We start from the raw sequence: 23376 nt of genomic DNA, 5'->3' as shown, positions 1-23376 counted from the left end.
CCCCGTCATGGCCGGCAACATGTTCCTGAAGTTCGAGGAGCCCGAGATCAAGGGCGAGTCGACTGACAGCGGTCACAAGGATGAAATTCAGGTTCTGTCCTGGAGCCATAGTTTCAACCAGCCGACCAAGTCGACGCGCAGCAGCGCCGGCGGGGGCACAGTCGAGCAGGCCAACCACTCCGACTTTTCGTTCTCGAAGTACCTGGATGCCGCGACCGACGACCTCTTGAAGTACTGCTGGAGTGGCAAGCAGATCGGCAAGGCGACGCTGCAGTGCTATCGCTCGGACGGCGAGAACAAGTCGATCCTCTATCTGGAAGTCATGTTCGAGGACGTCATCGTCAGCAACGTCAGTCTCGGCGGCGGCGCGGGCGATCTGCCCACCGAGAACATCTCCCTCGCCTACGGGAAGGTGACCTACAAGTACAAGTCGCAGGTTCCCGACACCGGCGAAGCGGGCGGCGTGCAGCCGGTGGCGCATGACCTCATCAAGCAGGAAGTCAGCTGAGCCCGAAGACGTCAGTTGAAGCCGCGACGGCGACCGGCGTCCGCAAGCCCGGCGCACGGGCGCTGCTCTTCGACCGCCTGGTCCGGCGCGGAGAGGATGCGGATGGCGCAAGCCGACGGCCGCAGCAGACGTACGACGCCGACGGACTCCAGGACTCGGTATTCCAGCAGTTGAAATGGCTGCTCAATTCACGGACGCCGGTCGACTATTCCACGCTCGACCAGCGCAACCGCGATAACCAGCGCTCGACGATGGATTACGGGATTCCCGACCTTTCGAACTATCTCATGGGGGACGTCGCGATGATGACGCGGCTCTCCGATCATCTGGCCCAGACGATCAGCCAGTTTGAGCCGCGCCTCCACAATGTCCGGGTCGAACTGGGACGCGCCGACGCCCGCACCCAGAGGCTGGCGGTCACCGTCTCGGGCGACGTGGTCACCGGCATGATTGTCATCCCCATCCGCTTCCGGCCGATCGAGATCGGTGGCGGCGAGGACGATCGCGATGCGGGCTGACGACGCCTTCCTGGGTTACTATCTGCGCGAGCTCGGCGCCCTGCGCGACGCCGGCGCCGCGTTCGCCGAAGCCTATCCGCACGTCGCCGCGGGCCTCGACATCTCCGATCGCACCGGCGCCGACCCGCAGATCGACCGGCTTATCGAATCCTTCGCCTTCCTGACGGCCAAGCTCGAGCAGCAGTACGACGCCCGGTTTCCCGAGGCGCCGATGGCGCTCCTGGAGGCGATGTACCCGCAGCTCGTGGCGCCGGTGCCCTCGGTGACGATCGCCGAGTTCGAGGTGGACTCGGGGCAGGCGAAGGCCCTGGAGGGCGTCGAGGTTCCCAAGGGAACGCCGCTCTACGCCACCGCCGAAGACAGCGCGGGCGTCGAATGCCGCTTCCGCACCGGTTATCCGCTGCGCCTCTGGCCGCTCAAGGTCGCCGCCGTGACAAAGGCTCGGCCCGCCGACCTTTCGGCCCGGGCGGCGCAAGCCCTGCTGGAGGGCCGATCGCGGGTCGAACTCTGCCTGAGTGTTTCGCTCGAATGCGTGGGACCCAAGGCGCGCTTCAGCGACCTGCCCCTGACGTCACTCTGCTTCTACATCGACGGCGACAAAGCGACCCGCGCGCGCCTCTACGAACTGCTGTGCAACAAACTGGAAGGGGTCGCCGTGCTGACCCCCGGTGACGCGCCGGGAGGCGAGACTTTCACCCGGCTGCCCGGCGTCAGGGTTCGTCCGATGGGGCTCGACCCCGAGGAAGCCCTCTTGCCCTATCCGGACACGGCTCACGCGGGCTACCGGCTGATCCAGGAATACTTCGCCTTTCCCGACAAGTTCATGTTCCTCGAAGTGACCGGGCTGGCGCCGGGCGCGCTGGGAGCCGGACGCGAGGCGCAGCTGATCTTCCTGCTCCAGGACGGTCGTGCCGACGACCTGCGGGTGCACGCCCATACGCTGCGACTCGGATGTGTGCCGATCATCAACCTCTTTCACCGCACCAGCGAGCCGATCCGGCTCGACCATCTGTCGGTCGAGTACCCCCTTTCGCCGGACCTCCGGTACGCGACCACGACCGAGGTCCATACGGTGCTGGGCGTCTCCCGATCCGCGGCGGCAGGCGGCGGCGAGGAACTGCTCCAACCCTTCTTCAGCGCCACCCCCGACCTCGATGGCGGGCGAAGCGCAGCCAGCGGGCGATGGCTGGCGCGTCGCCGCAGGGCGTCGAATCCGGCGCTTTCCGGCTCTGAAGTGATGCTGTCATTCGTTGACCCGCACATGCGGCCCGACAAGCCGGCCGCCGACGTCGTGTTCGCCCACCTGCTCTGCACGAACCGCGCGCTGGCCCGCCAGCTGTCGCCGCGCACCCGTCTCACGCTTGAGCTCGACCTGCCGCTGCGCGCCATCCGCTGCCTGCAGAAGCCGACCGCCCCGGTGGATGCGACTTTCACCGGCGAGCATATGTGGCGGCTGGTCTCTCAGCTCACGCTCAACAAGCTGTCGCTCGACGGCGAGACGGGCCGCCGCGCGTTGCAGCAGATCCTCAGCCTCTACGCCGGCGTCACCGATCGGGCGGACAATCTCAAGCAGATCGAGAGCCTCACCGGCCTCAGCACCCGTCGCGAGGTGGGCTGCTATGGCGAGAAGCAGTGGCGAGGCTTCGTACGCGGCACGGAAGTGACGATGGTGTTCAACGACAAGGGGAGCGTCGGCGGCAGCGCCTTCCTGCTCGCCTCGGTCCTGGAGCGGTTCATCGCCCTCTACGCGGGGATCAACAGCTTCACCCGTCTGGTGATCAAGCGAGATGGCCGGAACGACGTCTGGAGGCGATGGCCGGCCCGGGCGGGCGATCGCTTATTGCTCTGACCCCCGCGCCTCTCCTTGAGCGGCTTCGCCGCGAGCCCTTCCGCTTCGAAGGCGGCCAGGCGCTGCGCATTCTGTCGGCGCTGGACGGTCCCGGCGTCCGGCTGCGCAGCACGTTTGACCTCGCCTTCCCGACCGCGGACGTGGAAGCGGTGTCCTTCTCCTCAGGCCGTCCGGAGATGATCGTCACTTCCATAGGGCTGGGCGGAGCCATCGGGCCCCTGCCGGTCCCCTATACCGAGTTCATCAACGACAGCGTCGCCCGCGACGAGTTTGCGCCACGCGACTTTGTCGACATCTTCAACGGCCGGCTCGTGGCCTCGGCGCTGGCCCTGGACCGCCTGTTCCAGCCGGTGCTGCAGCCCGGACCCCCGCAGGACTCGAACATCGCGGCTCAGCTCTATGCGATGCTCGGGCTTGGCACGCCTGGCGTCGCCGCGAGTATTCCGCAACTGGCGCCCGCGCTGCTGCCGCTCGCCGCCCTCGTCAACCAGCGCCCGCTGAGCGCACATGCCGTCGAGCGGGCCGTAGCGTCGCAGTTCGGTATTCCGACGCAGGTGCGGCCGTTCCAGGGCGCCTGGCTGGAGATCCCCACATCGCAGCGCACGAAGATCGGGGCCACCGGCCGTAACCGGCGCCTGGGCGTCGACGCGGTGGTCGGCCGACGTGCATGGGATCAATCCGCCGGCATCGAGCTGGTGCTCGGTCCCATTCCCTATGTCACGGCCGAGCGCCTGCTCCCGGGCGCCGCGGACCATCGGCGGCTGGCGGCCTTGCTTGGGTTCCTGCTGGGCGACGACATCGCGGTCACCGCGCGGCTCATCGTGAAGGGCGACACCGCGCCGCGCACGCGCCTTGCCGGCCGGCGCAACGGACCTCAATCGCCACCGGGCGGCGAGACGACGGGCTCACGGCTCGGCTGGACCGCATGGCTGCGCAGCGGTCGGCCTCGGCTCGGGCGGACGCGGCTTGGCGGCGGCCCGCGGCTCGGCCGCCGCCAAGCCGCGGAGACGCGGTTCTCCGTCCTCCCCCCGCGCCCCGACAGAGCGCCGTGACGCGCGTCGCCCGCCTGATCGACCGGCTGACGCCGACCTCACGCTCTGCGCTGGAACGTGCGGCCGAGCGCTGCCGGGCGCAGACCCACTCCGCCGTCGAGATAGAGCACCTGATGGGCGAACTCGCGTCCGATCCCGGCTCCGACCTGGCCCGGGCCGTGGAGGGCTTCGGGATCGACCGGGCGCAGCTGGCCGTCGGCCTGGCCGCCGCCGCCGCGCGGTACTCGGTCGGCAGCACGGTGACACCGGGCCTCTCCGCGCCGCTCGTCAAGGCTCTGGAGGCGGCCTGGGTGATCAGTTCGATCGACCTTTCGCTGTCCCATCTCAATTCGGCATGTCTGCTCCAGGCGGCGATCGAGGACGGCCGGGCGCGCGAGACGCTGATGGGCGCCGCCCCCGAACTGGCGTCGATCCCGCGCCAGCAACTCGCCGAGTCGCTGGCGGGCCTGGTCGCCTCGGGTCGTGAAAGCCGCGCGACACCTTCGCGGGGCCCCGCCCTCGGGGGCACAGATGCGGCGGCGATCGACCGCTACACCGTAGACCTCACCGCCCAGGCCCGCGCCGGCGCTTTGGATCCGGTCGTCGGACGCGACGAGGAGGTCGCCAAGCTGGTCGAGATCCTGCTGCGCAGGCGCCAGAACAATCCGATCCTGGCTGGCGACGCCGGGGTCGGAAAGACAGCGATCGTCGAGGGGCTGGCGCAGCGCATCGCCGACGGCGAGGCGCCAGAGCCCCTCGCAGGCGTTTCGATCCGGTCCCTGGACCTTGGCGCCCTGCTGGCGGGCGCCGGCGCGCGCGGCGAGCTCGAGCAGCGGATGCGGTCGATCCTCGACGCCGTGGCCGGGGACCCGGCCGGGATCATCCTTTTCATCGACGAGGCCCATGCGCTCCTTGGCGGATCGAGCGAGGCCGCCAACCTGCTGAAACCGGCGCTGGCCAGGGGCGGCCTTCGCGTGATCGCAGCCACCACCTGGAGCGAGTACAAGCGCTATATCGAGAAGGACGCCGCCTTCGCGCGCCGCTTCCAGGCGATAAGAGTCGAGCCGCCGAGCCCGGCCGCAACCGTGGCTATCCTGCGGCGGTTGGCCTCGGGGCTCGAGGACTTCCACGCGGTCCGGATCACGGAGAGCGCGCTGGCGGCGGCTGCCTGGCTGTCGCAGCGCTACATCCCCGATCGCCAGTTGCCCGATAAGGCCCTCGGCGTCCTCGACGCCGCCTGCGCGCGGGTCGCCATCGCGCGTACGTCGCAACCCCGGGCGCTGGCGGCGGCCGAGCAGCGCTGCCGCGACCTGGCGCTGGAGGCCGAACGTCTCTCAGATGTCGAGCCGAGCGCGGTCCACGGCGCGGAACGCCGCGAGGCCGTGGCCGAAGCGCGCGCCGCGGCGCAGGACGAGCGGGACCGCCTCGCGAGCCTGTGGGCGCAGGAGCGCCGCGCCGTCGAGCGGATCCGGGCGCTGGAGAAGATCCTGGCCGAAGGGCCCGACGTCGAGGCGGAAGGTGAACTGGGCGGCCTCAACCTCGAGCTCGCCGAACTCCAGCAGGACGCCCCCCTGATCCCGCTCGCCGTCGACCGCCGCGCCGTGGCCGACGTCGTGTCGGCCTGGACCGGTGTGCCGCTCGACGCCATCCTTGGCGCGGCTCCGGCGAATGCGCTCGAACTCAAGGCGCGGCTGTCAGAGCGCATCGTCGGACAGGATGCGGCGCTGGACACCATCACCCGGCGCATACAGACCTTCTACGCCGACCTCGGCGACCCCGGGAAGCCGACGGGCGTCTTCCTGCTCTGCGGGCCGAGCGGGGTCGGCAAGACCGAGACCGCCCTCGCCCTGGCGGAACTCCTCTATGGCGGTCCGCGCGCCCTGATCACCGTGAACATGTCGGAGTACCAGGAGGCCCACTCGGTCTCCGGGCTGAAGGGTGCGCCCCCTGGCTATGTCGGCTACGGCAAGGGCGGCGTGCTGACGGAGGCCGTCCGACGACGACCGTACTCCGTGGTGCTGCTCGACGAGGTCGACAAGGCCCATGCCGATGTCCTGGAGGTCTTCTACCAGGTCTTCGATCGCGGCGTGCTCGACGACAGCGAAGGCGTCGCCGTGGACTTTACCAACACACTGATCCTGCTCACCGCCAACATCGGCTCGGATACGATGACGGCGTGGCGCGGCCGCACGCCGCCGCCCTCGGCCACCGACCTTGCCGCGGCGCTTCGTCCGGAACTGCTCCGGCATTTCGCGCCGGCGTTCCTGGGTCGCCTTGTGGTCGTCCCCTACGCCGCGCTGGGCCCCCGGGAAGTGGAGGCCGTCGTCCGCCTCAAGCTGGGCCACATCCAGCAGCGGTTTGCGGAGACGCGCGGAAGCGACCTGACCTACGACGAGGCGGTCGTCCACGCGATCGCGCGGCAGGCCGGAGTCAACGACGGGGGCGCCCGCAGCGTTGACGCCATTATCAACCACCAGGTGCTGCCGCAGCTGTCGGGCCAGTTGCTGGACAGCCTCGCCGACGGCAGCCGCGTCACGGGCGCCCACATCGGGTTGGTGCAGGGCCGCCTGCACCTGACGATCGACCGATGAGCGACGCCAGCTGGTCTCTGACGCTCACCACCCCGCTCGGCGACGGCGCGCTCAGCCTGCTCTCGTTCGAGGGGGTCGAGGAGATCTCGCAGCCCTTCGCCTTCACGCTGGCAGCGGCCAGCCGCGAGCCCTGGATCGATCCGAAGGCGCTGCTGGGCAAGCCGGTCGATGTCACCCTGAAGGGCGGAGACGGCGTGGCGCGACCGTTCAACGGCGTCGTCACCTGGATCTCCCAGGGCAGCTCCCAGGTGACGATGGAGGTTCGCCCGTGGCTTTGGCTGCTGACGTTCTCGCGGAACCACCGCGTCTTCCAGAACCTCGCGGTCGCCGACATCCTAGCCCAGGTGTTCGCCGACTACCCCTTGGCGGATATGCGCAACGACCTCGTCCGCAGCTACTCCAAGATCGAATACTGCGTGCAGTACGGCGAGTCCGACTTCGCCTTCGTCAGCCGCCTGCTGGAGCGAGACGGCATCGCGTACAGGTTCGAACACAAGGCCGGCCGCCACACCCTGGTGCTGATCGACGATCCGGCAAAGTTCCCGTCCTGCCCGAACGCCGCCACCGTGCCCTGGCTGGCTCTGGAGGGCGGCAACACCTGGCTGTCCGACGCGCGCCTCGACAGCGCCGAGCTTGTACAGACGATCGTCCCCGACGGCTTCAAGGCCACCGACTACAACTTCATCACCCCGGCAACCTCGCTCCTCGCGACGGAAGGGCGCGGCAAGGTCTACGAGTATCCGGGCGGCTTCTCGCAAAAGGCCGACGCCGAGGCGGCGGCCAAGCGTCGTGACGAGGAACTGACCGCCCTGGCTTTGACCATGCGCGCCACGTCGCCGCTGCGCCATATGGCGTCGGGCGCCAGCTTTACGCTGAGCGGCCATCCCACCGCCGCGTTCAATCGCAAGTATGTGCTGTTCCGCATCCACCACAGCGCCGAGCGGCGGCTGTACTCCAACACGTTCACGGCCTTTCCGGCCGACGTCCCCTTCCGTCCCGCGCGGGTCACGCCCGCGCCGCGGATCGCCGGGTCGCAGACCGCGCTCGTCGTGGGGCCCGAGGGCAAGGAGATCTGGGTCGACCAGTACGGACGCATCAAGCTCCAGTTCCATTGGGATCGCCTGGGCAAGAAGGACGCCGACAGCTCGTGCTGGGTCCGGGTCTCGCAGAGCTGGTCCGGCAAGACCTGGGGCGCCTTCACCCTGCCGCGCATCGGCCAGGAGGTTGTGGTCAGCTTCCTAAACGGCGACCCCGACCAGCCCCTGGTGACCGGCTGCGTCTACAACGGCGACAATCCCGTCCCCTACCCCCTGCCCGACAACCAGACCCGCACGACGCTGAAGTCGCAGTCGACTCCCGACGGCGGCGGCTTCAACGAGCTGCGCTTCGAGGACAAGGCCGGCGAGGAGGAAGTGTTCCTGCAGGCCCAGAAGGACCTCAACATCACCGTCCTCAACAACGCCACCGAGACGGTGAAGACCGACCGCAAGGTGACCGTTGAGGAAGGCGACGCCAGCTTCACGGTGAGCAAGGGCGACTGGACCACCTCCGTCGCGACGGGAAACGCCACCCACGGCGTGAAGGGGAACTCGACCGTCACGATCGAGGGTAACGCCGACGAGACGGTCAAGGGCAACCTGACGATCCAGGTGACCGGCAACGTCACCATCAAGGCCGACGGGTCGGTGACGATCGAGTCGGGTCAGGGCCTCACGGTGAAGGGCGGCACGACGGTGGCCATCGAGGCCGGCTCGGCCCTGACCCTGAAGGGCGCCACGGTGGAGATGACGGCCAGCACGAGCGCCACGATCGACGGCGGCGGCGCACTGACCGCGAAGGGCGGGATGGTGAAACTGAACTGAGGCGCTCGCTGAGTCAGGTGAGCTTAACGGCGCCGCCGCGCGTGGGTCGCACCCCGCCGGCTATCCCGCATTCGCGCGGGATGGGCCTGCCCGCGTTGAAGGCCCTTAGCGCCGCCACGACCTCGGGCATGGAAGCTCCGAACTGCGTGCCGAATTGCGCCGCTTCGGTCGGGTGCACCCAGGTTTGCTGATTGCCGGGTGCTCCGGCCCTGATCGAGCCGCCTCCGATGCCAAGATGGTCGAGTTGCACCACGCACAGCTCGCAGTTCGGATGGGTGCAGATCACCTTCTGCAGCCTTCCTGTCGCAGCATTGGCGCCCGCAACGACGCACATCTCACCATGCGAACCGCTCGCTGCGCCTCCCCCGCCATACGACGGCGCGAGATAGATCTCGACGTCGGGGAACCGGGCCGCGAGGTCGGTGGAAATCCCCGCACGAAGGCCAAGGCCCCCGACCTTGGAGACGATATAGATGCCTCGCTCCGTCCGGCCGACCGAGAAATTGCTTTTCTGCGTCCCCGGATCGTTGTCGCTGAGCCAGCGTACGATATCGGTCGTGCGATCCGTCACGAGGTCGTACCGCCGTGCGGGCGCTTGCGCGCGGCGCGCGGAGCCAGGGCCGCAGGTGTACCATGCGCCGATCGCCGCCGCCACGCCGACCGCGCCGACGACAAGTGGCCAGTACGGCTGGATCGCCGCTGCATTGCCTAGGCTAGTTGCGGGCCCCCCGGCGGGGCGCCAGGGCCGAACGAATCCCTGTGCGGCCTGGTTGCCCAGGCGGTCGGCCTCGGCTTCGAGCGCGGGGTCCTGCACCACCGCCACGCCCGCGCCCCGCGCGCGCACGCGCCCTTGGCGCTGCTGGATGACGTGGGCCAACTCGTGGCCGATGAGCTGCTGGCCCTGCGGCGAGTCCGGCTGGAACTTGCCCGGCGCGAAGTAGACGTCGTCGCCCATGGTGAAGGCCACCGCGCCGATCCGCGACGCCTGCGGGCCCACGTGGACCCGTACGCCGGAGAAGTCCGCGCCGAACGCTGCCTCCATCTTGGCCAGCACGGCCTGGGGCAGCGGCTGGCCGCCGCCTCGGGCCAGGCCGATCTGCATGGGGTCGATCTCGAAACTGTCGCCGCCGACGAACGGTTGGACCACGCCGGCGGTCTGATGGGCCAGCGGCGGCCGGCCCGGGGCGGGCTTGGCCTGGACCGCTGGTGCGCGTCCGGCGAAGGCCGGCGGCGGGCCAGGCGCCGGCCTCGCGAGCGTGACGCGCTGTCCCGCCGGCTGTGCGACGGCCGGCTTCGCGGCGACCACGAGCGGCCGACCTCCGATGAAGTATCCCTGGATGACGCGCCCGCCCATCGCGCCGTCTCCTCATGACGCCGGTGTCGTCCCGACCCGGTCGCGGCATGCTAGCAGGCCCAGCCGTCGAGAGCGACGGCCTCACTCGCAGACGTCGTCATGACGGCGCAGCCGTCAGGGGTAGTCGCGGTTGTACCTGCGGTAACGCGGAATGGCCAAAGTCGCAGGGGTCACGCGGTCCTTGAGCCACCAGGGGTTCACCCAGCTCTTCGTGGTGTGGCCTTCGACGTTGTACTGCCGCACGCCCAGATGGGTCAGCACGCGGTTGCAGTAGAGGCAGATGCCGCGGCTGGCGCCGATCCGAACCGGCTTCGGATGATTGCCGAGCAACCACTCCGAAACCGCCAGCATCTCGGCGTGTATATTGTACTCCGTCTCCGTACCGTCGGCCTCGACAAAGTCGATCATCTCTGGGATCCCAGCCGCCCGGAGCACCTCAGCGCATTCTCGCACGCTATCGTAGCCGCGCTGCGTATAGACCGCGAAGGTGCCGTCGGCCCGCTCAGCCACGGCGTGCGTGGCGGTGTCGCGATATTCATGAAGGGTGTTGAGCTGCGCGGCGACGACGCTCAGGTCGGCGGTACGTGGATCCGGGGCTCGCGGCCGGTGTCCTTCGGCTCGCGGCGGATCGGCGCCTCCGAACTGCCGCCCGACGGCTGCACCCACCATGCCGAGCCCGAGCGCGGTTAGGCCCACTCCGCCTGCCCACCAGCCGCCGACCAGCGCGCCGGTCAGGCCGAGCCCCAGCATCCAGGACGCCGAGGGTTGCACGGCCAAGTCCTGGCCAAGGCGGACGCACCGGGATTGCGGCTGCACGGACCTCGCCCCGTGGACCGGGAACCGGTGCAAGGCGGCTCGCAGGCCCAGCCGATCCGCCTCCGCCTCAAGCACCCTGTCTTGCACGACCGCCACGCCGGAGCCCGGGGCGCGCACCCGGCCCTGGCGTTGCTGGACGACGTGGGCCAACTCATGACCGATCAGCTGCTGGCCTTGCGCGGAATCTGGCTGGAACCTGCCGGGGGCGAAGTAGAGGTCGTTGCCCATCGTGAACGCCACCGCGCCGATCCTGGGCGCCTGAGGGCCCACATGGACCCGGACCGCGGAGAAGTCGGCGCCGAACGCCGCTTCCATCTTGGCCAGGACCGCTTGTGGCAGCGGCTGGCCGCCGCTCCGCGCCAGACCGATCTGCACCGGGTCGATCTCGAAGCTGTCGGGGCCGCCGAAGGGTTGAGCAACCTTTGGGGCTTGGTGCACGAGCGGCGGCCGACCGGGCGCCGGTCGCGCTTGAACCATCGCGGCTTGGCCGGCAAAGGCAGGCAGAGTCGGCTGCGGCAGACGCCTGGCGTTGGCAGCTATGGTCCGCTGCGACGTCCGAGGCCCGTCGAGATGCGCCGCGGTCCGCGCCGGAGGACTGACAAAGAACCCCTGGATAACTCGCCCGCCCATCGCGTCTTCCGTTTTCAACTCGTCCAGGACAATCCAACAGAAGTAACAGCGTCACTCGCACATGGATCAGTCGGTATCCAGCTCTGCAAGCAGGGCCTGGTAGTGATGCACGTTGTAGGGATTGTCCTTGTACCGGATCATGTAGGTCTGGATATCGTCGCCGTAGTAGACCAGCTCGGTTTCGACCTGAGCACGGGCCAGGCCGATGAACTGTGCGGCCCCATGGACCGTGGCCTTGAGGAACGCCGGGGAGACGAGGCGACCCTCCGGGATGTGAAAGATCGCAATGTGGGGCGCACGCTCGGCCGGGACGGTGGCGCCGAAAATGACGTTCTTCAGCCCGCCGGAGTGCCCAAACCTCAGAAGGGCCTGCTCACTGGTCGCGACCGACACGAATGGGCTCTTCTCGATGGCGCCGTCCATGTGGCTCATGGCCCGCTTCAACAGGGATTCAGGCAGGTCGGCGCGCGGCTTGTTTGGCGAGGACCACGACTTGCCCTTGGACAGGTGCGACTTGAAGGTCTCGGGATCTTGGGCGTTGCAGAACCGAAAGCAGACGACATAGCCCTGCGCCGCCGTCGTCTGCCCGACGACATCGAACGTGCCGCCGCGAAGGTAAATGTCGGCCCTTACGGCGTTCCCGCCGTGCTTGACGACGCGGTACCAGGTGTGGGCGGCCGCGTCGCCGACGGCGCCATCGCCGAGTCGCGACAGCCATTGATCTCCCAGGTCGATCTCGATCTCCGTTCCCGGGTCGAGCACACCGATGTCGGCGCCGGACGACAGCGACAGCCCGTCGTGCGACTGACGCAACGGCGTCCGTCGGTTGACCGCCACCTTTGCCAGCGGCTCGCGCTGAATCGCTCCGCGCAGCGCCAAAGGTCGGCCTGAAGCGGCTGCGCGCTGCACCGTTGCAGACGGCCGCCGCGGCCGCATCGCCGCCGCCCGCATTCCCAGCCGATCGGCTTCGGCCTCCAGCATCCGATCCTGCACCACCGCCACGCCCGAGCCCGGTGCGCGCACGCGGCCCTGGCGCTGCTGGATGACGTGGGCCAGCTCGTGACCGATCAGCTGCTGGCCTTGCGCCGAGTCCGGCTGGAACTTGCCCGGCGCGAAGTAGACGTCGTCGCCCATGGTGAAAGCGACCGCGCCGATACGCGACGCCTGCGGCCCCACGTGGACGCGCACGCCGGAGAAGTCGGCCCCGAACGCCGCCTCCATCTTGGCCAGCACGGCCTGGCGGCAGCGGCTGGCCGCCGCCGCGCGCGAGGCCGATCTGCGCCGGGTCGATCTCGAAGCTTTCAGAGCCGCCGAAGGCCTGGGCGACTTGTGCCGCGTGGTGCGCCGGCGGCGGCCAGCCCGGCGCGGGCCGCGCTTGCGCCGCCGCGGTGCGGCCGGCGAAGGCCGGCGGGGGACGACCCGGCTGTGCAGGGCCGGGGAGCACGGCTCGCGCCCGCGCCGCCGCCTGGACAATCCGCGCTGGCGGCTGAGCCCGGCCGCCGGCGAAGAAGCCCTGAATGACCCGCCCGCTCATAGGCCCGCCCGGCGTCGGACGTGCGCCCAGGCGGTCGCGTTGCTGGCGAGCCATCGCCGGTTGTCGACCGCGAGCCGCGCGGCGGCGGCGGCGGCGGCGGCCCGTTCCTCTGCCGCTTCGCGCGCGATCGCGGCCTTGATCTGGTCGACCCGGCTTCCCAGGCGTCCCTTATTCTTGACCTGGTTCCACACTTCCTCGCTGTCGCGGAGCCAGGCGCGCATGCCGGCTCTGTAGTCCGGAGCCGCGGAGAGATCATCGTTCACATAGGTATAGTTGAACGTCTCCCAGAAGCGCCGGATCTCCTGGGCGGTCAGCGCATGGCGGCGGATCAGCTTGTCGATCGCCAGAACCGCCATCCGCTTGAGTTCGATCGGGCAGAGGCAGAGTTCCCGCGAAACGTTGATCGCGCCCCAACGGCGCTTCACATCGTGAAGCAGGACATAGGAGAGACGTTGTCCGTCGGGGGTCGCCTCCAGGTCGCTCACACCCTCGCAACGCACGATCAATTTGAGCAGATCGTCCTGCGTCGCCTTAAGCAGCACCCGCTGCGGCGTGGGGCCGACGCTGTCGACCGTGGTTTCGCGGGACGCGAGGATCCAGGCCTTGATCTCGCCTAGCACCTGCTTGCGGAGCACCCACAGCTCGGTGGCGCCGGTGGTCGAGAAGCGCACGAGCCGGGGTCGCAGCTTGCCGCCCACCACGACCTTCTGCATTTCGGTGGACGCCAGCCGCCTGCCCAGTTCCGCCTTCCGCCTCAAGTCCTTGGCGCCTTCCTGCCGTTTGATCAGGCTGCGGATTTCGCCCTCGCTCTCCTTGAACTCGTACTTCGAGGCGAGCAGCTGCCAGCGCAGGCCCTTGCGTTTGTGAAGGTGCACGTTCTCCAGGTAGACGGTCGCCATGCCGAGCAGATGCGGGATTTCGAGGATGCCGCTGTTCGTGCCGACCGCGACGGTGTCGGTGGCGATCTTGAGGTAGTTGAGGAAGTAGAACTGCGCATTGACGTCGCCATCGCCTGGCAATCCCCGGCGCCAGTAGGCCACGAGATCGATGTCGATGGCGGGGACCGGTAGGCCGTCGATCGTGGCGGGAATGTCGATCTGGTCGCCGATCAGGACAAAGCGTCGGGTTGGATCGCGCTTGCGGATCGTCACCATCATCTGCGCGATCATCTGTTCGTTTGTGTCGAGATAGGCGCCCGCGCCAAGCATTTCTCCCGAGCGCCGGCCCCAGAACAGCACGTACTTGCCACCGACCTCGAAGCCCTTGCTGCCGAAGAACCGTCGGATCTCCACGCAGGTCTCCCAGTCCAGGCTGCCCTGAATGTTCCTCAGGATCGCCTCGCTCGCCGACCTCGGATTGGCCGCAAAGGCGTCCCGGACGGCCTGGGTCGAGCCGGTCGTCATGGTCCCGAGGGGCCTCGGGCTGATCCGGACCCGCCGATCGGCGTCAGCGAGGCCCGAGCGCATGTAGGCGACCGTGCGGTCAAGCTGGCGCTTTTGACTGCCGATCAGATGCGCCTTGGCCTCGGCATCCGACGTGCAAGGGGTATTGTGGCGGCGGTTGTACATCTCGAAGAAGTTGACGCCGATCAAGGCGGCGTCCTTGCGATATTGGACTTCGATCGCGGCCGCGTCGGAGAACACGGTCACGGTCGACGTCGGATTGAGCAGCAGCGCGGCCTTGGTGATGTACTGCTCGCCGGTGAAATGGGCGGGGATGACGAAGTCGGGCTTGCGCTGCACCGCTCCGAGCCGGGTCGGAGCCGAGCGGACGGGCTGTCGGCACAGCGCAAAGCGCGGCGGCGCGACGGTCAATGCCGCCCGCATCCCCAGCCGGTCGGCCTCGGCCTCCAGCGCGCGGTCCTGGACCACGGTGACGCCTGCACCCGGCGCCCGCACCCTCCCCTGACGCTGCTGGATCACGTGGGCCAGTTCGTGGCCGATCAGTTGCTGGCCCTGCGCCGAGTCCGGCTGAAACTTGCCGGGCGCGAAGTACAGGTCGTCGCCCATGGTGAACGCCACGGCGCCGATCCGCGCTGCCTGCGGGCCCACGTGGACCCGCACGCCCGAGAAGTCCGCGCCGAACGCCGCCTCCATCTTGGCCAGCAGGGCGTGCGGCAGCGGCTGGCCGACGCTTCGTCCAAGGCCGACGTGCGCCGGATCGACCTCGAAGCTGTCATCCGCCCCGAAGGCCTGGGCGACCTGGATGGCCTGATGCACCAGAGGCGGGCGGCCAGCGAGGGCGGCGGGCGGCCCCGGCCTTGATGCGCTCGGCGCGACCGCGCGCGGCTGAGCCACCGGCCGCGGCCGGCCTCCGACAAACAAGCCCTGTATGACCCGCCCGCTCATCGCGCTCACCTGAAGTTGCGGACGGACACGTTCGCACGTCGTGTAGGATCGGCCCAGCCGAAATCCGCCTCAGCGGCCCGGCGTTAGTCCATCACCGTCGTCTGCGCCGCCGCCGTGAACTGGATCACCCCGCCCCACAGGCAGTTGAGCTTGCAGGTCTGGTCCAGCGCCGGCATGCCGCCGATCAGCACCTTCGGGACACCCGGCGCCCACGGCGCGGGCGTAGCCGGGACGCACGGCATGGGGGTCAGCACGCCCAGGGCCGCGGCGGTGGCCGCGGCGACGGTGGGGTTCGATGGGCTGCTGCACATGCCGAACGGCATGACGTTGGTCATCGGGACGTGATCCATGATGTTCGCCGCCGGCGTCCCACCGGCCGTCACCCGGTTGGCCGGCAGAACAACGATGGCGCTGGGCGCCACGCCGAAGCTGCAGGCCATCATGGAGCCAGAGTTGATCTGGAGGGGCATGGCGGCCAGCCTAAGGCCGCCGAGCCCAAGCAGCCAGCCCTCTGATATCAGCCCTTGAGGCGCCGTCCGCGGAACCCATGGCCCCCGGGCCGTCAGCCTTCTTCAGGCCCGTCATCATCCGAGCCTGGAGTCGGCGGAACGTAGGCGGCCTGGATCTTGCGCTCGCGCGCCATGGTGTAGGTCTTGCCGATCTCGCTCAGCATCTCGTTCAGCGCCGTCGCGGTGGCCTGGTCGAGAGCGTTCAGTTCGGCCAGGTCGCCGGGACGGATCTGGTGGGCGCAGGCGGCCAGCACGTCACTGACGGCGCCCTGGAAATTCAACCGGCCGGTCGCCTGCTGCAGAGCCTGGATCACGGCCTCGCCCTGGGAGGCCATCCGGGTCAGCTCAGCGCCCATCTTGCCCTCGGCTTCGCGGATCGGAGCCGCGGCCGTCTCCAGGAGTTCCCCCACCCTGACCGCGCCGCTGTCCTCGGCCTCCGCCGTCTCGCCGCCGCCCATGTGAACCAGGATCGACTCGGCCTGGCCCGCCGTTTCGCCGAGTGCGTCGGCATGCTGGCGCAGCTCGACCGCCACGACACTCAGCGGCCGTCCGGCGTCGCCCAGGCGCACGCACTTCAGGTGGGCGTTCAGCGCCATCGAGTGGATGGTGGTCTTGATGTCGCGGATCGAACTGATGCGCTGAGTCAGGCCCTGAGCCGTGCTCTCGGCGGACTGGCCGACGTTCAGCGCGGCCGCCTCTGTGGCGCCCATCTGGGCGACCAGCGCCATGGCCTGCTCCAGGCTCGCTTCGAGGCTGGCGAGGTCTCCGGCCTTGCCGCCGCGACCGCCCGCCCCGCGCGCCGCGTCGCGGAGCTGCAGAAGCGTTCTGGCGTCCCTGGCCAGTCCTTCGAGGCTTTGCGCAACCTTCCCGACCTCGCTGTCGAAGCTCTCGACGATGTCGTCCAGCTGGGCGGCCAGCATCGCGCGAACCAGATCGTCGGCCACCGGGTTGCCCTGGCCCGCCGCCTGGCGTCGGTCCAGGATCGCGAGCCCGATCTCCACGTGCTCCACCCGTTGGCGGACCGTATCGCCGATCTGCAGGCCGCAGAGCGCCATGGCGACCTTGCCCTGCAGTCCCCGCGCGACAGCTCCCACCTCCGCGGCGACGGCGGCGATCCGCTTGTGGTGAGACGACAGGGTCAGCGCGTCGGCCGTCAGCTGCATCGGCACCGCCGGCAGCACCTGATTGCACCGTTCGTCCAGCTCGCTCTCATGGATGAGCGCCGCGCTGACCAGGCCCCCCAACTGGTCCAGATCCCGACCAAACTCATCAAGTTGGGTTCGACCATCCTCGACGGCGCCGCGGATCTCCTCTGCGAAACCCTCGAACAGGACAACCGCGCCCGGTACGGTTCCGGCGGTGACCTTGATGTTGACGGCGAACACCCGAAGGTAGCGCAGGGCCCGCTGCATGTCGTCGATATGGGACCCTAGCTGTCGACCCGTGGCCGCCAGGCGTTGGAACCGCTCGCGCTGGCCGCTTCTAGCACCCGCCAGGCCGCTCAACTCGGCCGCGGCGGCGGAGAGCTTCTCGCTGGCGCTGTCCACCGCCGTGGCGCTGAACAGGCTGGTCAGTTGATCCAGCGAGGCGACGAGGCCGCTCACCACCTCGACAGACTTTTCCAGCGTCACGCCCAGATCGAGGAACTTGCCCTCGATCACCTCGCGCGCGGCGGCGAGGCGCGCCGGCGCATCGCCGCGGGCCGTCGGGAGAGGCGCGGGCTGCCAAGTGGGCCGCGCGAGCGGTGTGGCGATCGACAACGGCGCGCTCCTCAGACCGCCATGGCGCCCAGACGCATGATCTCGCCCGCGATCCGTCCCAGCGGAACCACCTTCATCGCTGCGCCGCGCGCGATCGCCTCCTTCGGCATGCCGAACACGATCGAGGTCGCCTCGTCCTGGGCGACCGTGTAGGCGCCGGCCTGCTTCATCTCGTCCAGGCCGCGGGCGCCGTCGTCGCCCATGCCGGTCATGATGATGCCGACGGCGTTCGAGCCGGCCGCGCGGGCCGCCGAGCGAAACAGGACGTCCACGGATGGCCGGTGACGCGACACCAGCGGACCGGATTTCACAGAGACGTGGTAGCGGGCGCCGGACCGCTCCAGCAAGGTATGCATGTTGCCCGGTGCGATCAGGGCGCGGCCGCGCAGCACGGCGTCGCCGTCGGCCGCCTCCTTGACTTCGACCCCGCACATGTCGTTGAGGCGCCGCGCAAAGGCGGCGGTGAACTTCTCGGGCATGTGCTGGACGATGACGATGCCCGGCGCGTTGCTAGGCAACGCCTGCAGCACCTCGCGCAACGACTCCGTGCCGCCTGTGGAAGCGCCGATGCAGATCACGGTCTCGGTCGTCCGGGCCATCGCCCGGGCGCCCTCGCGGGGCGGCGGCAGCATGGCGTCGGCGGTGAGCTTCTTTTCCGGCGTGCGCATGCCCACGGCCGGTCGCGGCGCGCGGGCAGAGACGCGCGCCTGGGCGGCGCCCTTCACGGCCTCGCAGATCCGGGTCCGCGACTCCTGCAGGTGGTCGGCCACGCCGATCTTCGGCTTCAGGATGACATCCACGGCCCCGGCTTCCAGGGCCTGCATCAGGGTCTCGGACCCCTCTTCCGTCAGCGACGAACACATCACCACCGGGATGGGATGCTGGCTCATCAGCTTGCGCAGGAAGGTGATGCCGTCCATGCGCGGCATCTCCACGTCCAGGGTGATCACATCGGGCACTTCCTTCGCGATGGCGCGCGCCGCCGCGAAGGGATCCGCAGCCGTCGCGATCACCTCGATCTGGGGATCGTCCTGCAGGACGGAGACGAGGGTCTGGCGCACCGTGGCCGAGTCATCGATCACCAGGACGCGGATCTTGCGAGACATCGATCAGATCCTTTGGAAGACGGTGCCGCCGACCGGGCGGACGGGCAGGTCGACGCCGACGAGCGTCTCGGAGTGGCCGAGGAACAGGTAGCCGCCGGGCCGCAGATGCGAACACAGGCGCTTGAGGACCGTCGCCTGGGTCGCCTTGTCGAAGTATATCAATATGTTCCGACAGAATATTACATCCTGATCGCGGGGCGCCGCATAGGTCTCGTCCATCAGGTTCTGGCGCGCGAACGACAGCTTGGCGCGGAGGTGCGGGGCGATCCGGACCACGTCCTTCGACGGGTCGCGCGAGGCGAGGAGGTAGCGCTTGCGCAGGGGCATCGGCACCGGCTCGACCATCGCGGTCGGAAAAATCCCCAGCAGAGCGTCGCCCAGCACCTGAGTGCAGAGATCGGTGGCGAGGATTGAATAGTCGAGGCCGCGGTTGGCCTGGCAGAAGTCCTCCAGCAGCATGGCGACCGTGTAAGGCTCGGCGCCGATCGAGCAGGCCGAGCTCCAGATGCGGATCTCGCGGCGGCGCTCGCTGACGAACCCCGGCAAGGCCTCGTTCACCAGGAAGTCGAAATGCGCCGGCTCGCGGAAGAAGTCCGTCTTGTTGGTGGTGACCACGTCGATGAGGTGGACGGCCTCGGCGTCGATTCCGCCCCGCTCGAACAGAAACGCGCAATAGTCGTCGAGGCTCTGAAGACCGCGATCGCGCACCCGCTTTCGCAGGCGGCCCTCCAGCATCGTCTTCTTGCTGGGCGGCATCTTGATGCCGCTGTACTCGTGGATGAAGACCGCGAGGCGGCGATAGCTCGCGGGGCTCAGAGTGTCCGCGATATCGAGATTGTAGACGCTTTCAGCCGACACTGGCGGTCATCCGTTCTGGAGAGTTGCAGCGTGGCCGTTCAGGCCGCGGCGTCGGCCGCCTGGGGCAAGGCGGCGGCTTCCTGGCTGGTGAGCAGGCGAGCGAGCTGGAACAGGACGACAAAGCCGTCGTCGCGTCGCACCACGCCGGCGATGTAGTCGGATCGCCAGGCGACGCCGATGTCCGGCGGGGGCTCGATCTGGTCGGTCGAGATGGTGACCACCTCGATCACACGGTCGGCCACCAGGCCCAGCGACAGCAGCCGGCCTTCGATGGGAACGTCCAGCACCAGGATGCGGGTGCTGGGCCCCGGCGGCACGGTCTGCAGGCCCAGCTTGGCCCGCAGGTCGATGGTCGCCGTTCCCCGCCCGCGCACATCGGTCAAGCCGAGCAGATAGGTCGGTCCTTCCGGAATGGCGAAGGGCTGGCGATAGTCGAGGATCTCGCGGACGTACTCCACGGGCACCGCGAAGACCTCGCGGCCTAGGCCCAGGGTGACGTATTGGACTTCAGAGGCCGACATCTCAGGCATACTCCCGGAAGGCGACGTCCTGATCATCAGGACCACCCCGCGTCAGGTCCAGCGCGAAGCCCTTGGCCGCGGCCTGCTGGGCCCTGACCGAGCCCCCGCGCGGGCGCGTCGCGGACGCCGACACCTGAAGTGGAGCGGGCTTGCGCCGCGCCGGGGCCGCCACCGCCGGGGTCTCGTGCGTCGCTTCAATGCGGAAGAAGGCCATTGCCGCCTGCAGTTCCTCGGCCTGGGCGGCGAGTTCCTCGGAGGTCGCGGACATCTGCTCCGAGGCGCTGGAGTTGGTCTGGGTGACCTTGTCGAGCTGCTGGATCGCCTCGTTGATCTGGGCGGCGCCGATGTCCTGCTCGCGGCAGGCGGCGCTGATCTCGGTGACCAGTTCGGACGTGCGGCGGATATCCGGCACCAGGCGGGTCAGCATCTCACCGGCCGACTGGGCCGCCTTGACGGTGTCGCTCGACACCGCGCCGATCTCGGTCGCCGCAGTCTGACTGCGCTCGGCCAGCTTGCGGACTTCCGAGGCGACGACCGCGAAGCCCTTGCCATGCTCGCCGGCCCGGGCGGCTTCCACCGCCGCGTTGAGGGCCAAAAGGTCGGTCTGGCGGGCGATCTCCTGCACGATGGTGATCTTCTCGGCGATGGTCTGCATCGCCGTGACGGCCCGGGTGACAGCCTCGCCCGAGGCTTCGGCGTCCTTGGCCGACTGGCGGGCGATCTGCTCGGTCTGGGCGGCGTTGTCCGCGGTCTGCTTGATGTTGGCGGCCATCTCTTCCATCGAGGCCGAAGCCTCTTCCACAGAGGCGGCTTGTTCGGTCGCGCCCTGGCTGACCTGCTCCGCCGTCGCGGAAAGCTGCTGGCTGCCGGCCGCCACCTCCGATGACGCCTTGGCCGCGTTGGCGACGACGTCCCGCAGGCGATCGACCATGTGCCCCTGGGCCAGCCCCAGGACATCCTTGTCGGACTGAGCGTCGGGGCGGACGGTCAGGTCCCCGTCGGCGACCTTTTGGGCCACCGCGGCCTGGGCGCGCAGATGGGCGGTCATGCGGTTCACCGTCTCCACGAGGTCCTTGATCTCGTCGTTGCTCGTGACAGCAATGGTTTGGCTCAGGTCACCCAGGGCCACCGCCTCGGTGAGATCGGATATCTTCTTCAGCCCCCGGCTGACGGTCAGCGAGAGCCAGGTCGCAGCGCCAGCGGCCACGAGCAGGGCCAGGACCAGCACGCCGACGAGCGCGTTGCGCGCTATCCTGTAGTCTGCGGCGCCTTTAGCCTCGGCGGCCTGGAGTTCGCTGCGCGACAGCTCGACGAGTTCGTCAGCCTGACGGGTCACGGCGTCGCTCACCGTGCGGAGGTCGGTCCCAGCAAGGGCCTTAGCCTCGGCGACGCGCCCCTCGGCGATCAGGCTGCGGATGCGTTCATCCAGCTCGGCGAACTTGTCGCCTTCCTGCCGCAGCACGTCCCACTTGGGCTTGTCAGCGCCCACTGGGATGTCCTTGGACGCGGCGAGCTGCTCCACGAACTGCTTGTTGAACGCCGCGGCGCTGACGTTCCGACGATTGCGCTCGTCTGCGTCGTCAGCCGCCAGCATGTCCTGCTGCGTGCGCTGCGCCTGCAGCAGGGCGATGTCGACCGCCTGGGCGGCTTCCAGACGCCGCGCCGGCCCATCAACCAACGCCGTCTGGGCGGCGGACAAGGCGCCCAGCTCCATCACCGCGAAGGCGATCGAGCCGACCATAAGCGAGATGATCAGTCCGAAGGCGAGGCCCAGCTTCAACTTGATGGTCAGGCGCATATCAGGGCTCCAGGGACAGCTGTCCCGTCGTGGTGAGGTTGGGGAGGTGCGGAACTTCGCCTTCGCGCGGTTGGCGCCGGCCGTCAGCCGTACTGGCGGAAAGCCTCGTCGTGTTCGTCCGGACCGCCCTGGGCAAGGTCGAGGGCGAAGCCCTTGGCCGCGGCCTGCTGGGCCTGCACGGTCTTCGGCGCGGCGCGCGCGGGCGCCGGTTGCCGGATCGTGGCCTTCGGCTTGGCCTTCGCCTTGGCGGGCGAGGCCACCCGGGCCGGGGCGCGCCCCGCGTTGTCCGTTCGGAAGAACGAGATCGAGGCCTGCAGTTCCTCGGCCTGGGCGGCAAGCTCCTCGGAGGTGGAGGACATCTGCTCCGAGGCGCTGGAGTTGATCTGGGTGACCTTGTCGAGCTGCTGGATCGCCTCGTTGATCTGGGCGGCGCCGATGTCCTGCTCGCGGCAGGCGGCGCTGATCTCGGTGACCAGTTCGGACGTGCGGCGGATATCCGGCACCAGGCGGGTCAGCATCTCACCGGCCGACTGGGCCGCCTTGACGGTGTCGCTCGACACCGCGCCGATCTCGGTCGCCGCAGTCTGACTGCGCTCGGCCAGCTTGCGGACTTCCGAGGCGACGACCGCGAAGCCCTTGCCGTGCTCGCCGGCCCGGGCGGCTTCCACCGCCGCGTTGAGGGCCAAAAGGTCGGTCTGACGGGCGATCTCCTGCACGATGATGATCTTCTCGGCGATGGTCTGCATCGCCGTGACGGCCCGGGTGACAGCCTCGCCCGAGGCTTCGGCGTCCTTGGCCGACTGGCGGGCGATCTGCTCGGTCTGGGCGGCGTTGTCCGCGGTCTGCTTGATGTTGGCGGCCATCTCTTCCATCGAGGCCGAGGCCTCTTCGGCGGCGGCGGCCTGCTCCGTGGCGCCCTGGCTGACCTGTTCGGACGCCGACGACAGCTGCTGGCTGCCGGCGGCCACCTGCTCGGACGCGCTTGCGGCGTCACCCACCACAATGCGCAGGCGGCCAACCATGCTGTTCACGCTGGTGAGCAGGTCGCCGATCTCGTCGTTGGTGGTCACGGTCTCGGTGCGCGTCAGGTCGCCCTCGGCCACGCTGAGGACGGCCGCGCCCGCCCGGCCGAGGCCGCGGCTGATGGTGAGGGACAGCCAGATCGCCGAGCCGACGGCCACAAGCACCGCGGCCGCCGTGATTGCGGCGAACAGGGTCCGGCTCCTCGCCGCTTCGGCGTCGTATTGCTCTTGGGCGGTCTTGAGGATCGCCTCATCGAGATTCACCAGTTCCTCGGACGCCTTGAAGATCGCCGCGTTGATCGTCCGCTGGGGGCCCAGCATGATCTTGATCGCTTCAGCGTTCTCATTCGCTGCCCCCAGGCGCTGGATCTGGGCGTCCAGAGGCAGGAAGCGGTTCCACTCGGCCTGCAGCGCGATCAAACGGGGCTTGCTATCCGGCGTCGCCGTCGCCAGAGCCGCGTCCAGGGTCTGCTGGAAGACGCGCTTCTGGGCTTCAATCGTGGCGACCTCGGCCTGGGACTCGGCAAGATCCTCGGTCATCACCAGGTTCTTTTCCGACCGGATGATCTGGAGCAACGCGACGTTCAGCTTGAGCGAGGCGTCGAGCCTGTGGACCGGGCCTTCGATCATGTCGTCGTGCAGCGTGGCCAGGCGGTTCACCTGCACGATGCCGAAGCCGGCGACGCCCAGCATCAGCGCCAGGAGGACGCTGAAGGCGACAATCAGTTTGAGCTTGATGGTGAAGCGCATTCTCGGGCCTC

At 68.9% G+C, this 23376-nt stretch carries 17 protein-coding genes; 6 read left to right on the top strand and 11 right to left on the bottom strand.

The window, feature by feature from the left end; genetic code table 11:
* Nucleotides 1-7 precede the first annotated feature (7 nt).
* From ACQ66R_RS19680 to ACQ66R_RS19655, 6 genes are read left to right on the top strand one after another with little or no spacing between them, the layout of a single operon-like run.
* A complete protein-coding gene (locus tag ACQ66R_RS19680; RefSeq protein ID WP_430424705.1) occupies nucleotides 8-508 on the top strand; it encodes an Hcp family type VI secretion system effector in 501 nt (166 codons plus the stop codon).
* Entirely contained in the window at nucleotides 505-1026 is a 522-nt protein-coding gene (gene tssE, locus ACQ66R_RS19675; protein WP_430426363.1) for a type VI secretion system baseplate subunit TssE, read from the top strand. The genes ACQ66R_RS19680 and tssE overlap by 4 nt, the downstream gene beginning before the upstream one ends.
* A complete protein-coding gene (gene tssF / locus ACQ66R_RS19670) occupies nucleotides 1016-2875 on the top strand; it encodes a type VI secretion system baseplate subunit TssF (RefSeq protein ID WP_430424703.1) in 1860 nt (619 codons plus the stop codon). Before tssE ends, tssF begins: the two co-directional genes overlap by 11 nt.
* Nucleotides 2839-3927, top strand: a complete 1089-nt coding sequence (gene tssG / locus ACQ66R_RS19665) for a type VI secretion system baseplate subunit TssG (protein ID WP_430424701.1) — start codon at nucleotides 2839-2841, stop codon at nucleotides 3925-3927. Before tssF ends, tssG begins: the two co-directional genes overlap by 37 nt.
* Nucleotides 3924-6497 carry a type VI secretion system ATPase TssH gene (tssH, locus tag ACQ66R_RS19660; protein WP_430424699.1) on the top strand — a complete coding sequence of 858 codons (2574 nt, stop codon included), beginning with the start codon at nucleotides 3924-3926 and terminating at the stop codon, nucleotides 6495-6497. Before tssG ends, tssH begins: the two co-directional genes overlap by 4 nt.
* Entirely contained in the window at nucleotides 6494-8359 is a 1866-nt protein-coding gene (locus ACQ66R_RS19655) for a type VI secretion system Vgr family protein (protein WP_430424697.1), read from the top strand. Before tssH ends, ACQ66R_RS19655 begins: the two co-directional genes overlap by 4 nt.
* A gap of 13 nt (nucleotides 8360-8372) precedes the next feature.
* Here ACQ66R_RS19655 and ACQ66R_RS19650 read toward each other — a convergent pair whose 3' ends face one another.
* From ACQ66R_RS19650 to ACQ66R_RS19600, 11 genes are all read right to left on the bottom strand, one after another.
* Nucleotides 8373-9713, bottom strand: a complete 1341-nt coding sequence (locus tag ACQ66R_RS19650) for a DUF4157 domain-containing protein (protein ID WP_430424695.1) — start codon at nucleotides 9711-9713, stop codon at nucleotides 8373-8375.
* A 114-nt stretch (nucleotides 9714-9827) separates the two neighbouring features.
* On the bottom strand, nucleotides 9828-10904 hold the full coding sequence (locus ACQ66R_RS19645) for a DUF4157 domain-containing protein (RefSeq protein ID WP_430424693.1): 1077 nt from the start codon (nucleotides 10902-10904) through the stop codon (nucleotides 9828-9830).
* A gap of 321 nt (nucleotides 10905-11225) precedes the next feature.
* Nucleotides 11226-12392, bottom strand: coding sequence for a DUF4157 domain-containing protein (locus tag ACQ66R_RS19640; RefSeq protein WP_430424691.1), 1167 nt, complete (start codon nucleotides 12390-12392; stop codon nucleotides 11226-11228).
* 297 nt (nucleotides 12393-12689) lie between these two features.
* Nucleotides 12690-15041 carry a DUF4157 domain-containing protein gene (locus ACQ66R_RS19635; protein ID WP_430426361.1) on the bottom strand — a complete coding sequence of 784 codons (2352 nt, stop codon included), beginning with the start codon at nucleotides 15039-15041 and terminating at the stop codon, nucleotides 12690-12692.
* 83 nt (nucleotides 15042-15124) lie between these two features.
* The gene (locus tag ACQ66R_RS19630; protein ID WP_430424689.1) at nucleotides 15125-15511 is read right to left on the bottom strand and encodes a DUF4280 domain-containing protein; all 387 of its coding nucleotides are present in this window, start codon (nucleotides 15509-15511) and stop codon (nucleotides 15125-15127) included.
* A 92-nt stretch (nucleotides 15512-15603) separates the two neighbouring features.
* Nucleotides 15604-17310 (bottom strand): hypothetical protein, encoded by a 1707-nt coding sequence (locus tag ACQ66R_RS19625; RefSeq protein WP_430424687.1) that lies wholly within the window; start codon nucleotides 17308-17310, stop codon nucleotides 15604-15606.
* Between the two features lie 11 nt (nucleotides 17311-17321).
* On the bottom strand, nucleotides 17322-18416 hold the full coding sequence (locus ACQ66R_RS19620) for a protein-glutamate methylesterase/protein-glutamine glutaminase (RefSeq protein WP_430424685.1): 1095 nt from the start codon (nucleotides 18414-18416) through the stop codon (nucleotides 17322-17324).
* A 3-nt stretch (nucleotides 18417-18419) separates the two neighbouring features.
* A complete protein-coding gene (locus tag ACQ66R_RS19615; RefSeq protein WP_430424683.1) occupies nucleotides 18420-19274 on the bottom strand; it encodes a CheR family methyltransferase in 855 nt (284 codons plus the stop codon).
* 38 nt (nucleotides 19275-19312) lie between these two features.
* The gene (locus tag ACQ66R_RS19610; protein ID WP_430424681.1) at nucleotides 19313-19795 is read right to left on the bottom strand and encodes a chemotaxis protein CheW; all 483 of its coding nucleotides are present in this window, start codon (nucleotides 19793-19795) and stop codon (nucleotides 19313-19315) included.
* Between the two features lies 1 nt (nucleotide 19796).
* The gene (locus tag ACQ66R_RS19605; protein WP_430424679.1) at nucleotides 19797-21593 is read right to left on the bottom strand and encodes a methyl-accepting chemotaxis protein; all 1797 of its coding nucleotides are present in this window, start codon (nucleotides 21591-21593) and stop codon (nucleotides 19797-19799) included.
* Between the two features lie 83 nt (nucleotides 21594-21676).
* Complete coding sequence (locus ACQ66R_RS19600; RefSeq protein WP_430424677.1) at nucleotides 21677-23365, bottom strand: methyl-accepting chemotaxis protein; 1689 nt, start codon at nucleotides 23363-23365, stop codon at nucleotides 21677-21679.
* Nucleotides 23366-23376 lie beyond the last annotated feature (11 nt).

Source organism: Phenylobacterium sp. (genome assembly GCF_965284355.1).
GTDB lineage: Bacteria > Pseudomonadota > Alphaproteobacteria > Caulobacterales > Caulobacteraceae > Phenylobacterium.
This window is presented reverse-complemented; position numbering and strand designations above follow the sequence as displayed.

What these genes read in the sequence shown, in the direction of transcription:
- ACQ66R_RS19600 (WP_430424677.1), bottom strand. Translation starts at nt 23,365, where the DNA reads ATGCGCTTCACCATCAAGCTCAAACTGATTGTCGCCTTCAGCGTCCTC.
- ACQ66R_RS19655 (WP_430424697.1), top strand. Translation starts at nt 6,494, where the DNA reads ATGAGCGACGCCAGCTGGTCTCTGACGCTCACCACCCCGCTCGGCGAC.
- ACQ66R_RS19620 (WP_430424685.1), bottom strand. Translation starts at nt 18,416, where the DNA reads ATGTCTCGCAAGATCCGCGTCCTGGTGATCGATGACTCGGCCACGGTG.
- tssG (WP_430424701.1), top strand. Translation starts at nt 2,839, where the DNA reads ATGGCCGGCCCGGGCGGGCGATCGCTTATTGCTCTGACCCCCGCGCCT.
- ACQ66R_RS19650 (WP_430424695.1), bottom strand. Translation starts at nt 9,713, where the DNA reads ATGGGCGGGCGCGTCATCCAGGGATACTTCATCGGAGGTCGGCCGCTC.
- tssF (WP_430424703.1), top strand. Translation starts at nt 1,016, where the DNA reads ATGCGGGCTGACGACGCCTTCCTGGGTTACTATCTGCGCGAGCTCGGC.
- ACQ66R_RS19610 (WP_430424681.1), bottom strand. Translation starts at nt 19,795, where the DNA reads ATGTCGGCCTCTGAAGTCCAATACGTCACCCTGGGCCTAGGCCGCGAG.
- ACQ66R_RS19605 (WP_430424679.1), bottom strand. Translation starts at nt 21,593, where the DNA reads ATGCGCCTGACCATCAAGTTGAAGCTGGGCCTCGCCTTCGGACTGATC.
- ACQ66R_RS19680 (WP_430424705.1), top strand. Translation starts at nt 8, where the DNA reads ATGGCCGGCAACATGTTCCTGAAGTTCGAGGAGCCCGAGATCAAGGGC.
- ACQ66R_RS19635 (WP_430426361.1), bottom strand. Translation starts at nt 15,041, where the DNA reads ATGAGCGGGCGGGTCATACAGGGCTTGTTTGTCGGAGGCCGGCCGCGG.
- ACQ66R_RS19630 (WP_430424689.1), bottom strand. Translation starts at nt 15,511, where the DNA reads ATGCCCCTCCAGATCAACTCTGGCTCCATGATGGCCTGCAGCTTCGGC.